At 72.9% G+C, this 12,291-nt stretch carries 10 protein-coding genes; 5 read left to right on the forward strand and 5 right to left on the reverse strand.

Annotated elements, in window-relative coordinates; genetic code table 11:
- Positions 1-116: 116 nt before the first annotated feature.
- From IE109_RS30135 to IE109_RS30155, 5 genes are read right to left on the reverse strand one after another with little or no spacing between them, the layout of a single operon-like run.
- A complete protein-coding gene (locus tag IE109_RS30135; RefSeq protein ID WP_189554536.1) occupies positions 117-1,427 on the reverse strand; it encodes a DUF58 domain-containing protein in 1,311 nt (436 codons plus the stop codon).
- A gap of 12 nt (positions 1,428-1,439) precedes the next feature.
- The gene (locus IE109_RS30140) at positions 1,440-2,423 is read right to left on the reverse strand and encodes an AAA family ATPase (RefSeq protein ID WP_189554537.1); all 984 of its coding nucleotides are present in this window, start codon (positions 2,421-2,423) and stop codon (positions 1,440-1,442) included.
- Positions 2,420-3,637 carry a DUF4350 domain-containing protein gene (locus tag IE109_RS30145; protein ID WP_189554538.1) on the reverse strand — a complete coding sequence of 406 codons (1,218 nt, stop codon included), beginning with the start codon at positions 3,635-3,637 and terminating at the stop codon, positions 2,420-2,422. Before IE109_RS30145 ends, IE109_RS30140 begins: the two co-directional genes overlap by 4 nt.
- Positions 3,634-4,323, reverse strand: a complete 690-nt coding sequence (locus IE109_RS30150) for a DUF4129 domain-containing protein (protein WP_189554539.1) — start codon at positions 4,321-4,323, stop codon at positions 3,634-3,636. The genes IE109_RS30145 and IE109_RS30150 overlap by 4 nt, the downstream gene beginning before the upstream one ends.
- A gap of 4 nt (positions 4,324-4,327) precedes the next feature.
- The gene (locus IE109_RS30155; protein WP_189554540.1) at positions 4,328-5,551 is read right to left on the reverse strand and encodes a DUF7847 domain-containing protein; all 1,224 of its coding nucleotides are present in this window, start codon (positions 5,549-5,551) and stop codon (positions 4,328-4,330) included.
- Between the two features lie 182 nt (positions 5,552-5,733).
- On the opposite strand from IE109_RS30155, the gene mtnA reads away from it, so the two are divergent.
- From mtnA to IE109_RS30180, 5 genes are all read left to right on the forward strand, one after another.
- A complete protein-coding gene (mtnA, locus tag IE109_RS30160) occupies positions 5,734-6,891 on the forward strand; it encodes an S-methyl-5-thioribose-1-phosphate isomerase (protein WP_189554541.1) in 1,158 nt (385 codons plus the stop codon).
- 4 nt (positions 6,892-6,895) lie between these two features.
- Positions 6,896-7,585, forward strand: a complete 690-nt coding sequence (mtrA, locus tag IE109_RS30165; protein WP_187740742.1) for a two-component system response regulator MtrA — start codon at positions 6,896-6,898, stop codon at positions 7,583-7,585.
- A 1-nt stretch (position 7,586) separates the two neighbouring features.
- Positions 7,587-9,593 carry an MtrAB system histidine kinase MtrB gene (gene mtrB, locus IE109_RS30170; RefSeq protein ID WP_189554542.1) on the forward strand — a complete coding sequence of 669 codons (2,007 nt, stop codon included), beginning with the start codon at positions 7,587-7,589 and terminating at the stop codon, positions 9,591-9,593.
- Positions 9,583-11,442, forward strand: coding sequence for an LpqB family beta-propeller domain-containing protein (locus IE109_RS30175; RefSeq protein ID WP_229891729.1), 1,860 nt, complete (start codon positions 9,583-9,585; stop codon positions 11,440-11,442). Before mtrB ends, IE109_RS30175 begins: the two co-directional genes overlap by 11 nt.
- Positions 11,443-11,551: 109 nt before the next feature.
- Positions 11,552-12,280, forward strand: coding sequence for a ComF family protein (locus tag IE109_RS30180; RefSeq protein WP_189554574.1), 729 nt, complete (start codon positions 11,552-11,554; stop codon positions 12,278-12,280).
- Positions 12,281-12,291: the final 11 nt, after the last annotated feature.

Consider the following 12,291-nt stretch of genomic DNA (forward strand, 5'->3'; position numbering starts at 1 on the left):
CGAACAATTATTGTGGGGAAGCCCCGCACCTTATGGTGCGGGGCTTTTCTGCGTTTCAGGGTCTGTGCGACCGATCCGGCCTCCGGACCGGCCTGCCCGGCGCACGCGGCCCCCGGTCAGAGGCGGCCCGCTGCCTTCAGGGCCAGATATGCGTCGGCAAGGGCCGGCGCGAGGTTGCCCGGAGTGGCGTCCACGACGGTGACTCCAAGACGTTGGAGTTGTTCCGCGGTACGGCGACGCTGAGCCTGGGCCTGGGTGCCCGCGGCGGCTTCGTAGACGGAATCGACGGTGCCGCGGCCCTTCGTCATCGAATCCGTGTGGGGGTCCGAGACGGAGGCCAGCAGGACCGTATGGCGCTGGGTGAGCTGAGGAAGCACGGGAAGCAGACCGTCTTCGATGGGGGCGGCTTCCAGGGTTGTCAGGAGAACGATCAGGGAACCCCTGGGGGCGTTCGCCAGGGCTGCCGAGCTGAGGCCGCGGGCATCGGTTTCCACCAGCTCGGGTTCGAGCGGAGCCAGGGCGTTCACGACGGCGGGGAGAAGGTCCTTGGCCGAGCGGCCCTGGACCCGGACACGGATGCGTCGGTCGAAGGCCAGGAGGTCCACGCGGTCGCCGGCTCGGGAGGCGAGCGCGGTGAGCAGGAGTGCGGCGTCCATGGAGGCGTCGAGACGGGGCGCGTCGCCGACCCGGCCCGCGGACGTGCGGCCGGTGTCGAGGACTACGAGGATGTGCCGGTCGCGTTCGGGACGCCATGTACGGACGGCGACAGTGGTGTGGCGGGCGGTCGCACGCCAGTCGATGGAGCGGGTGTCGTCGCCGGGGACGTATTCCCGCAGGCTGTCGAACTCCGTGCCCTGACCGCGGATGAGGACACTGGTGCGGCCGTCCAGCTCGCGGAGGCGGGCCAGCTTGGACGGCAGGTGTTTGCGGCTGGTGAAGGGCGGCAACACGCGGACCGTCCAGGGGACCTGGTGGTTGCCCTGGCGGGCGGCCAGGCCGAGTGGGCCGTAGGAACGGACGGTGACCCGCGCGGCGTGCCGGTCACCGCGCCGAGTCGGGCGCAGCACCGTGGTGACGCGTCGTCGCTCACCGGCGGGGACCGTCAGCGCGTGTCGTGACGCGGCCTGCTCAGTGCCGGCCGGCCAGCTGCTGGGCGGCCAGGCGTCACGAAGTCGGGCGCGCAGACGGCGGCGGGACGGATTGGCAACGGTGAGATGGACCTCGACGCCGTCACCCAGTCGAACGCTTGTATCACCACTTCGGGTGAACCGCAGGGTCCGTACTGGCGCGGCGAGTGCGTAGTCGCACAGAATTGCGAGTGAAAGGGGCGCGTTGACGGCGAGCATCCCCGTCCAACTGGGGGCGAAGATGCCGACGGGCAGGGCGCCGATGGCGGCGAGGAGTGCGCTTCGTCCGGTGAGGGCCATGGGTCCGCGGCCTCAGCGGGGGACGGGGACGTGGGCGAGGATCGCGGTGATGACGGAGTCGGGGGTGACTCCTTCCATCTCTGCCTCGGGGCGCAGTTGGACGCGGTGGCGGAGGGTCGGCAGGGCCAGCGCTTTGACGTCGTCGGGGATGACGTAGTCGCGGCCGGTGAGCCAGGCCCAGGCGCGGGCGGTGGAGAGAAGTGCGGTGGCTCCTCGGGGGGAGACGCCGAGGCTGAGTGAGGGGGACTCACGGGTGGCGCGGCAGATATCGACGACGTAGCCGGCGATGTCGGTGGAGACCGCGGTCTTCGCGACGGCGGCGCGGGCGGCTTCGAGATCGGACGGGCCTGCGACGGGGCGTACTCCGGCGGCCTTGAGGTCCCGGGGGTCGAAGCCTTGGGCATGGCGGGTCAGGACGTCGATCTCGTCCTGGCGATTGGGCAGCGGGACCGTCAGCTTGAGCAGGAAGCGGTCCAGTTGGGCCTCGGGCAGCGGATAGGTGCCCTCGTACTCGACGGGGTTCTGAGTGGCGGCGACGAGGAAGGGCTCGGGAAGCGGGCGAGGCGTGCCGTCGACCGTGACCTGGCGCTCTTCCATCGCTTCCAGGAGCGACGACTGGGTCTTGGGGGGTGTGCGGTTGATCTCGTCGGCCAGCAGCAGGTTGGTGAACACGGGGCCGGGCTGGAAGGAGAATTCGGCGGACCGTGCGTCGTAGACCAGGGAACCGGTGATGTCGCCAGGCATGAGGTCGGGGGTGAACTGGACGCGCTTGGTGTCCAGTTCGAGCGAGGCGGCGAGCGCGCGCACGAGCAGGGTTTTGGCGACACCCGGCACGCCCTCGAGGAGGACGTGACCCCGGCAGAGCAGGGCGACGACGAGCCCGGTGACAGCGGGGTCCTGCCCGACCACGGCCTTCGCGATCTCGGTGCGCAGGGCCTCCAGGGAGGAGCGGGCGCTGTCCGAGGTCTCAGCGTGCTGGGGGGTCGGGGCACTCATGAGGTACGTACCTCTCTTTCGAGGGCGTCGAGTTGGTCTGCGAGAAGAGTGAGCGCGGCGTCGTCGGTAGGGGGTCGTCCGAAGAGGAGGTCTTGGAGGTCCCCGTCCCGGGCCGTGATCCGTGCCGAGATCGCGGGGAGCAGGGCGTCTGGGGAGTGGGCTTCCATGGGCGGGACGCCCAGGAGCGGGGCGAGCCGGGTGCGCGTCGCCGTGCGGAGGACGGTGGCAGCGCGGTCGCGGGCGTTCGTCCGGCGGTAGAGGCGGGCGCGGCCCTCGGTGGTTTCGGAGGCACGGATGGTGACGGGGAGCTGTTCGGTGACGAGGGGACCGAGGCGGCGGGCGCGCCAGATGGCGGCCAGCGCTGCGGCGACCGCGAGTTGGAGGGTGCCCCACAGCCAGCCGGCGGGGATCAGTTCGAGGAACCCGCGTTCGCCGGTGTCCTGCCGGTCGTCACCGTCACCGCTGCTGGGTGTGGCGGAGGGATCGTCGAGGGAGGGGAGGTACCAGACGAGATGAGGCCGGGAGCCCAGGAGCTGGAGTGCGAGCGAGGCGTTGCCCCGCTTGTCCAGGCGCTCGTTGTAGAGGATGTCGGGGGAGCCGAGGAGGACGGTGTCGCCTCCGGCGGGGCCGTTGATCCGCAGGAGCGTGGCCCGGCCGTCGCTGGGGTAACAGGCGTCGCTGCCGGGGAGTTCGGTCGTGTAGCGCTCGCCGCCGAGGTCGACGTCTCCGGCCCGGTCGGCGGCGGGCAGGGAGCACCGGGGGGTGCGTGCGGACACGGGGGCGGAGGTCTCTGTGCTCACTCCCGGTGCCAGGGTGCCGGTGGAGGCTTCTCCGGCGGAGAGCAGCACGGTACGACCGCTCGTGGCGGTCATATCGCTGCGGAGGCTCCTCTGCTGGCGGCCCGTCAGAAGATCGGGGGTGGTGACGAGGAGTGTGGTGCCGGGGCCGGACGCCGCGGTGGCCTCGGCGAGGGTGGTGACCACCTGGGTGGTGACACCGCGTTGTTCCAGGAGCTCGGCGACGGCGCGGCTGCCCCGGGGATCGGCGGAGCGGGGGTCGAGGTGTCCGTGGCGGGCGTCGGAGCGCACGAGGGCCATGACGATGCCGGCCGCGACGAGGACGGCCAGAGCGAGCAGCAGGCCCCTCGTCCGGGTCCAGATCTGCCGGCTGGTGGGGGAGGTGGAGGTGGGGGACGCGGTGGAGGTGGTGGTCATCCGGCCGCTCCCCGGGGAGTGTCGGCGAGGTGCGGTTCGGCGCGTTCGAGGGCGGTGTCCACATCCTTGAGGCGCTGGTACGCGCGCTGGTCGGCGGTGCGGCCACCGTATGTGACGTCGTCGAACGCGCGGGCGGCGGAGCGGAGCTCGTCGGCGTGGGCGGGAAGGCGGCCGCCGGCCTCGGCTGCGGCCTCGTCGGCCGTGCGGCCGGGGCGCGGTTCGAGCACGGTGCGTTCCTCCAGGGAGCGCACAAGGGCTCGCATCCGTTCCTGGACGGCCTCATTCCAGCGCCCGGCCGTGGCGTGGTCCTCGGCGGCGGCGCGGTGGTCGGCCGCGCTGCGGACGCGGTCGGTGAAGAGGGAGTCCGAGGTGGCGGGGTTCCGCTGCGGGGTACCGAGACGCCACCACAACGCGCCCACGAGGGCCAGGACGACGAGGGTGATCGCGACGAAGCCGAGAACGCCTCCGGGCGTGGCTGTCGAGGCGGAGTCGAACAGCCTGCCGACCCAGTCCCAGAAGGCGTCGAGCGCGCGCTGGAGCAGGTTCGGGTCGTTCTCGTGGTACGCGGGGTCGGACAGTTCCCGCTCCGCCGCCTCCCGGGCGGGGACGCGGGGAGTGTCCAGCGGTACGTCGTCGCCGGCGCGGACCGTCGGCCGCGCCGTGGTCACGCCCCCCGTGTTCGGCACCGCATCAGCTCCTGGAGGGGGTGTCGCCGGGCGAGGAGGAGCCGTATCCCGGTACGCCGGCGGCGCGGGCCAGCTCGAGGTCGAGGGCCTCACGCCGGATGCGCTGGTCGACGTAGAGGAGGACCGAGACGCCCGAGGAGATCGGATAGGTGATGGAGGCGGCGATGATCGCTCCGATCCCGGTGATGATCAGAAAGGCCCAGCCGAACTCCGGCGCCGTACCGGTGAGCAGGCCGCCGAGCCCGTCGCCGTCCACCGCGAACGCGATGATGGTGAAGGGGATCGCGATGATCATCGAGATGATGAACATCAACAGCATGGTCAGGGTCAGGATGCCGAAGATCCGCCACCAGGCGCCCTGGACCAGCTTGGCGGAGCGCTTCAGGGAGGCGAACACACCCTGCCGTTCCAGCATCAACGCCGAGTAGGAGAGGCTGAACCGGACGAGGAGCCAGACGATCACGACGAGGGCGGCGATGCCGCCGAGTGCGGTCAGCAGTACGTCCGCCGGGGAGTCGTCGAGGAGCAGGCCCGGGAGCAGGCCGATCGCCATGACGGCGGCGCTCAGCGCCGGCAGCAGGAGGGTCAGGCCGAGGAGCTGGGGGAGCCTGGGGCGGGCCTCGCGCCAGGCGTCGGAGAGCGTCACCGGGCGGCCCAGCACGGCGCGGCTGATCACGATGGTCAGCAGGGCGGTCGTGACGAACGTGCCGATGAGGGTGATGAGCGTGGTGGGGCCCAGGGAGATGAGGCTGCTCTTCAGGGACGCCACCGACTGCTGCAGGGCCTCTTCCGGGGTCGGGTCGGCGCTGAGCCGCGGGGGCGCCGGCACGAGGTAGCGCTGGAAGAGGATGTCGCCGATCTGCGTGATGACCGAGACGGTGAGCGTGATGCCCAGGACGGTCCGCCAATGGGCGCGCAAGGTGGAGACCGCGCCGTCGAGGATTTCGCCCACGCCGAGGGGGCGCAGCGGGATGACCCCCGGCTTGGCGACCGGTGGCCGGCCCCAGCCGTCCTGGTACCGGTCGCCGTTCCATCCGGGCGCCGGGCCGGCCGGCGGGACGGGGCCGGGGGCGGTCGGCGGGGACCACTGGGCGGCCGGCGGCTGGTTCGCGGACCACTTGGAGGGCGCGCCGGGGGCGTCGGTGGGCTCGGCGGGCCGTGGGACGTCGGCGCCCTGGCCGTCGGAGGGCGAGGATCCGGGCGAGGCCCAGCCCGGAGTGTCGTTCACGGTCGTCCACCTCGTGCGTTCGTCGCGGTGCCTACCCGTCGAGCCGGCCCGGTCACGGTGCCGGGCCGCTCGGTGGGGCGGCGGGTTGGCAGCCATGGTGCCACGCGCCATCGGTGGCCGGGCCTGGGGCCGGATCTCCTGGGCACCTTCTTTGTCCGTGCTTCAGCGGGCAGACTGGGCGGATGGCTGATCAGTACGCACAAACTCCCGTCGGCTCCGAATCGTCCATGCTGCCCTCTCTTCGCTGGGAGGAGCCGCCGGAAGGGCCCGTGGTGGTGCTCCTCGACCAGACGCGGCTGCCGGCGGAGGAGGTCGAGCTGGTCTGTACGGATGTGCCGGCGCTGGTCCGGGCGATCCAGACGCTCGCCGTGCGCGGGGCGCCGCTGCTGGGCATCGCCGGTGCCTATGGTGTGGCGCTGGCCGCCGTGCGGGGCTACGACGTGGACGAGGCGGCGGGCCTGCTGGCGGGGGCGCGGCCCACCGCGGTGAACCTGGCGTACGGCGTGCGGCGGGCGGCGGGGGCGTACCGCGTGGCCCTGGAGAAGGGTGAGGGCAGGGAAGGGGCGGCCCGGGCGGCGCTGGCGGAGGCCAGGGAGCTGCACCGGGAGGACGCCGACGCCAGTGCGCTGATGGCGGGGCACGGGCTGGGGCTGCTGGACGAGCTGCTGCCCGGCGGTGGCCACCGGATACTGACGCACTGCAACACCGGGGCGCTGGTCTCGGGCGGCGAGGGGACCGCGTTCGCCGTCGCGCTGGAGGCGCACCGGGCGGGCAGGCTCCGCCGGCTCTGGGTGGACGAGACCCGGCCGCTGTTGCAGGGGGCGCGGCTGACGGCGTACGAGGCGGCCCGCAACGGCATGCCGTACACGCTGCTCACCGACAACGCGGCGGGTTCGCTGTTCGCGGCCGGGGAGGTGGACGCCGTCCTGATCGGGGCGGACCGGATCGCCGCCGACGGTTCGGTGGCGAACAAGGTCGGCAGCTATCCGCTCGCGGTGCTGGCCAGGTACCACCATGTGCCGTTCATCGTGGTGGCGCCCACCACGACGATCGATCCGCGGACGCCGGACGGGGCGTCCATCGAGGTGGAGCAGCGTGCCGGGCACGAGGTGACGGAGCTCACGGCGGCGCCTCAGGTGGTGGCCTCGGGGATGGGACCTGGAGTGGGCGGCGGTCTGCCGGTGGCGCCGCTGGGGACCCAGGCGTACAACCCCGCGTTCGATGTCACGCCCCCGGAACTGGTGACGGCGCTCGTCACCGAACTGGGAGTGTTGTCCCCGGTCACCGGGGCAGGAATTGCCGAGCTGTGTGCCAGGTCACGCCAGGTAACGATTAGCTAATGGGATGATGTCGATTATGAAGGGACGCGTCCTAGTCGTCGACGACGACACCGCACTGGCCGAGATGCTCGGGATTGTGCTGCGTGGTGAAGGTTTCGAGCCGTCGTTCGTAGCGGACGGCGACAAGGCGCTTGCCGCTTTCCGGGAGGCCAAGCCGGACCTGGTGCTGCTGGACCTCATGCTGCCCGGCAGGGACGGCATCGAGGTGTGCCGGCTCATCCGGGCCGAGTCCGGTGTGCCGATCGTGATGCTCACGGCCAAGAGCGACACCGTCGATGTGGTGGTCGGGCTGGAGTCCGGCGCCGACGACTACATCGTCAAGCCGTTCAAGCCGAAGGAGCTGGTCGCCCGCATCCGGGCACGGCTCCGCAGGTCGGAGGAGCCCGCGCCGGAGCAGCTGACCATCGGTGACCTGGTCATCGACGTGGCCGGCCACTCGGTGAAGCGGGACGGGCAGTCCATCGCCCTGACCCCGCTGGAGTTCGACCTGCTGGTCGCGCTGGCCCGCAAGCCGTGGCAGGTGTTCACCCGTGAGGTGCTGCTGGAGCAGGTGTGGGGCTACCGCCACGCCGCGGACACGCGGCTGGTGAACGTCCATGTGCAGCGGCTCCGCTCCAAGGTCGAGAAGGACCCGGAGCGGCCGGAGATCGTCGTCACCGTGCGTGGCGTCGGCTACAAGGCCGGACCGAGCTGACATGTCCCGCGGCAGCGCTGCTCCGAAGCCCGGGAACCCGGGAGTCCGTGCGGGGCGGGCTGCCGGGCCGGGCCGTCAGTCCTGGCGGCCGGGCCGTCTCCTCCAGGACGGGGCGCCGGGTGGACCGGTGTTCCGGCTCCTGGCGCGCTGGGTGCGCCGGCCGGTGCTGCCCGCGCTGCGGCTGTGGCGGCGGAACATCCAGCTGCGGGTGGTCGCCGGCACGCTGCTGATGTCCCTCGGAGTGGTGCTGCTGCTCGGGTTCGTCGTGATCGGCCAGATGCGCAACGGTCTGCTGGACGCCAAGGAGCGGGCCGCCCAGAGCCAGGCGTCGGGCGGCTTCTCGGCGGCCCAGGGCCAGGCCGACGAGCAGCCGGGACCGGGCGGGCCGGACGGCGGGACGGCGGGGGCGTCGCTGAACTGGCGGTCCGATCTGGTCGTGCAGCTGGCGAGCGGCGGCCAGGGCGCGTTCAACGTGGTGGCGCTCAGCTCCGACACGGAGGGCACGGCGCCCAGCAGGGGCGCGCGGGCCTCCGGCGGTGTGGAGCCGGCGCGGAGCATCCCGGATCAGCTGCGGGAGTCGGTCGCGCAGGGGCCGGGGGCGTTCCAGACGTACACCCGGATCAACTACTCGGACGGCAAGCCGTCCGAGGCCGGACTGGTGATCGGCAAGCGTCTCAACGACATCGACGGCAACTCCTACGAGCTGTACTACCTCTTCCCGCTGACGCAGGAGGAGGACTCCCTCGCCCTGGTGAAGACGACCCTGGCGACGGCCGGGCTGTTCGTGGTGGTGCTGCTGGGCGCGATCGCCTGGCTGGTGGTGCGGCAGGTCGTCACACCGGTGCGGATGGCCGCCGGGATCGCCGAGCGGCTGTCGGCGGGCCGGCTCCAGGAACGGATGAAGGTCACCGGTGAGGACGACATCGCGCGTCTCGGTGAGGCCTTCAACAAGATGGCGCAGAACCTCCAGCTCAAGATCCAGCAGCTGGAGGAGCTGTCGAGGATGCAGCGGCGGTTCGTGTCGGACGTCTCGCACGAGCTGCGTACGCCGCTGACCACGGTACGGATGGCGGCCGATGTCATATATGAGGCGCGGGAGGACTTCGACCCGGTGACGGCGCGGTCCGCGGAGCTGCTGGGGGACCAGCTGGACCGGTTCGAGTCGCTGCTGGCGGACCTGCTGGAGATCAGCCGTTTCGACGCGGGCGCGGCGGCGCTGGAGGCGGAGCCGATAGACCTGCGGGAGGTCGTGCGCCGGGTGATCGGCGGGGCCGAGCCGCTGGCCGAGCGCAAGGGCGGCCGGATCCTCGTGGTGGGGGACGAGCAGCCGGTGGTCGCGGAGGCGGACGCGCGGCGCGTCGAGCGGGTGCTGCGGAACCTGGTGGTCAACGCGGTGGAGCACGGCGAGGGCCGGGACGTGGTGGTGCGGATGGCCGCCGCGGGCGGTGCGGTGGCCGTCGCGGTGCGCGACTACGGGGTCGGTCTGAAGCCGGGCGAGGCGACGCGGGTGTTCAACCGCTTCTGGCGGGCGGACCCGGCGCGGGCGCGTACCACCGGTGGTACGGGGCTGGGGCTGTCGATCGCCGTGGAGGACGCGCGGCTGCACGGCGGGTGGTTGCAGGCCTGGGGCGAGCCGGGAGGCGGTTCGCAGTTCCGGCTGACGCTCCCGCGTACGGCGGACGAGCCCTTGCGGGGGTCGCCGATACCGCTGGAGCCGGAGGACTCGCGGCGCAACCGGGAGCGCGCGGCCGCCGATGACGCGTCCCAGGGCGCCGGGCGGCTGCCGATGGTGCCCGGCCAGGCGGGCGGCTCGGCGCGCGCGGGGCTGCCCGCGCCGCCGCGTACGGCGCTCCCGCCGCGGCAGGCGGCGCAGGTGGCCGCCGATCCGACGGCGCTGCCGGGCAGCGGTTCGCGGGTGGTGTCGCGCGGGGCCGGGGAGCGGGCGGGCGAGGACGGCTCGCCCGCGACGCAGGACGTGAAGCGGGAGGGGACGAGTCGTGGGCGCTGAGCGTCGTCACGGCCGGGGACGCACGGTGCGGGCAGCGGTGCTGGCCGCGTGCGGGGTGCTGCTGGCCGGTTGCGGTTCGATGCCCGATTCGGGGGACGTCTCCCAGGTGAAGGCGTCCAACCCGGGGGATTCGCAGGTGCGGGTGTATCCGGTGACACCGCGGGAGAACGCGGAGCCGGACGAGATCGTCAACGGGTTCCTGGAGGCGATGACCGGTGACGACCCCGGCTTCGCCACGGCCCGGACGTACCTGACCAAGAGGGCGGCCCGGGAGTGGAAGCCCGAGGAGGGCACCACCGTGCTGATGGCCGCGCCGGTCAGCCGGCCGGAGCGGAGCGGCATCCGGGAGGCGGAGGACCGCCGCGTCTACTCCCTGCACGGCGCCAAGGTGGCGACGGTGGACGGCCGCCACGCCTACCGGCCGGTACGGACGACGACGTACTCCGGGGCGATCCAGCTGGTGCGGGCGCCCGGTCCGGACGGCAAGGGCAAGGAGTGGCGCATCGACAACCTGCCGCCGGGGCTGTTGCTCGGGGAGTCGGACTTCCAGCGCAATTACCGGGCGGTCAACAAGTACTACTTCGCGTCAGGGCGGCACTGGGTGGTGGCCGACCCGGTGTACATCCGGCAGCGGCAGGATCCGGTGACGCGGATGGACCCGGTGGCGCAGACCGTCAAGGCGCTGCTCGAAGGGCCGACGAACTGGCTGGAGCCGGCGGTGGATTCCAGTTTCCCCACCGGCGTGGCCCTGAAGGACGGCGTCACCTCGCTGACGCCGGACGACCAGAACAAGCTGAAGGTGCCCCTGAATGAAAAGGCCGACAACATAGGTTTCGGCACCTGTCGGCGGATGGCCGCCCAATTGCTGTTCACGCTGGGCGATTTGGCCTCCACGAGGGTGGAGCAGGTCGAGTTGCAGCGTGCGGACGGCGGCACGCTGTGCTTGATGGGGGAGAGCCAGAAGGAGAACTACCGGCCCGATCCGTCGGGCGGCATCCGGGCGGCGAACTCGTATTTCATCGCCGCGTCCGGCCGGGTGTCGAAGCTGGAATCCGGGGCGGAGAACGTCGGCAAGCCGTCGCCCGTGCCGGGCCCGTTCGGGAACGGGTCGGTGAGGGCCTCCAAGGTGGCGGTCGACCGGGACGAGCGTCGCGCGGCGGTGGTGTCGGACGACGACCAGCTCCTGCGGGTGGCCTCCGTGGTCTCCGACGGGGCGGGGGAGCTCCCGCCGCCGGTGGTGCGCAGCAAGGGGGCGAATCCCGCCGACCGGCTGTCCGCCCCCAGCTGGGACGGCCGCGGCGGCCTGTGGGTCGCCGACCGCGACCCGGCGAACCCCCGGCTGCTGTTCCTGCCCGACGGGGCCGAGGAGCCCGTGCAGGTGGCGGCTCCCTGGCTCGCCGACGGGATGCGCATCGAGGCGCTGAGGGTGTCCGAGGACGGCGTGCGCATGGCGCTGCTGCTCAAGGAGGGCGACCGGACGACCCTGCACATCGGGCGGGTCGAGCGGCGGGGGACCGGCGCCAAGCAGACGGTGCAGGTCGTGGACCCGCAGGCGATCGCCCCCCGGATGGAGTCCGTGACGTCGGTCTCCTGGGCGGGGCAGAGCCGGCTGGTGGTGCTGGGCAAGCTGGCAGGCGGCGTGCAGCAGGTGCGGTACATCCAGACGGACGGCTCGACCTCGGCCGCCGCGATTCCGGGGCTGAACCAGGTGAAGGTGGTCGCGGCGTCGAACAACGAGCGCGCGCCGCTGGTCGCGGCCTCCGCCGACGACGGCATCGTGCGGCTCTACGCGGGCGCGAACTGGCAGCCCATGGTCGAGAAGGGCACGTTCCCCGTCTACCCCGGCTGACACCGGTCGCAGCGGCCGACGCGACAGGGCCCGGGCGGGGCGGGCGGGGCGGGCGGGGCGGGTTGTCCACAGGGGTGGAGGGCCGGGCGGCGGCTTGGGACAGTGGGCCATGCGCTGGTGGTGGCGGGAGATGACCGGTTTGGTGCTGCCGGTGGCCTGCGGGGGCTGCGGGCGGCCGCGTACGACGTTGTGCGACGCGTGCGGACGGGCGCTGGCCGGGGCCGCCGGCCGGCGGGTGCGGCCGGTGCCCGAGCCGGCGGGGCTGCCGGTGGTGTGTGCCGCGGCGCCGTACGCGGACGCGGTGCGGGCGGTGCTGCTCGGGCACAAGGAGCGCGGGGCGCTGGGGCTCGCCCGGCCCCTGGGGGTCGCGCTTGCCGGGGCCGTGAGGGCCTCTGTGGCGGCCTCTGCCGGCTCGGGCGGCCTGCCGCTGCTCCTGGTGCCCGTCCCCTCCGCGCGGCGCGTGGTGCGGGCACGTGGGCACGACGCCACGCGGCGGGTCGCCCGGGCGGCGGCGGGGGAGCTGCGGCGGCGGGGGACGGCGGCGCGGGCGCTGCCCGTGCTCCGGCAGCGGCGCCCGGTGGCCGACCAGTCCGGGCTGAGCGCGCGGGAACGGCAGGAGAACCTCGCGGGCGCGCTGGAGGTGGTGCCCGGCGGCGCGCGCCTGCTGGCGGGCGGAAGGCCCGTCCTGGTCGACGATCTCATGACGACGGGCGCTTCGCTGGCCGAGGCGGCGAGGGCGCTGCGCGCCGGTTCCGAGCCGCGAATCGGGGGACCCGTACGGGTGAGCGCCGCGGTGGTCGCGGCACCTCCGCTCTCCTTCGAAATAAACCGGAACTGACGGGGAACGCG

This window comes from Streptomyces lavendofoliae (genome assembly GCF_014649735.1).
Classification (GTDB): Bacteria; Actinomycetota; Actinomycetes; order Streptomycetales; family Streptomycetaceae; genus Streptomyces; species Streptomyces lavendofoliae.

Bases quoted from the DNA above. Each gene is read 5' to 3' on its own strand.
- IE109_RS30135 (WP_189554536.1), bottom strand. From the start codon at position 1,427: ATGGCCCTCACCGGACGAAGCGCACTCCTCGCCGCCATCGGCGCCCTG.
- IE109_RS30140 (WP_189554537.1), bottom strand. From the start codon at position 2,423: ATGAGTGCCCCGACCCCCCAGCACGCTGAGACCTCGGACAGCGCCCGC.
- IE109_RS30145 (WP_189554538.1), bottom strand. From the start codon at position 3,637: ATGACCACCACCTCCACCGCGTCCCCCACCTCCACCTCCCCCACCAGC.
- mtnA (WP_189554541.1), top strand. From the start codon at position 5,734: ATGGCTGATCAGTACGCACAAACTCCCGTCGGCTCCGAATCGTCCATG.
- mtrA (WP_187740742.1), top strand. From the start codon at position 6,896: ATGATGTCGATTATGAAGGGACGCGTCCTAGTCGTCGACGACGACACC.
- mtrB (WP_189554542.1), top strand. From the start codon at position 7,587: ATGTCCCGCGGCAGCGCTGCTCCGAAGCCCGGGAACCCGGGAGTCCGT.
- IE109_RS30180 (WP_189554574.1), top strand. From the start codon at position 11,552: ATGCGCTGGTGGTGGCGGGAGATGACCGGTTTGGTGCTGCCGGTGGCC.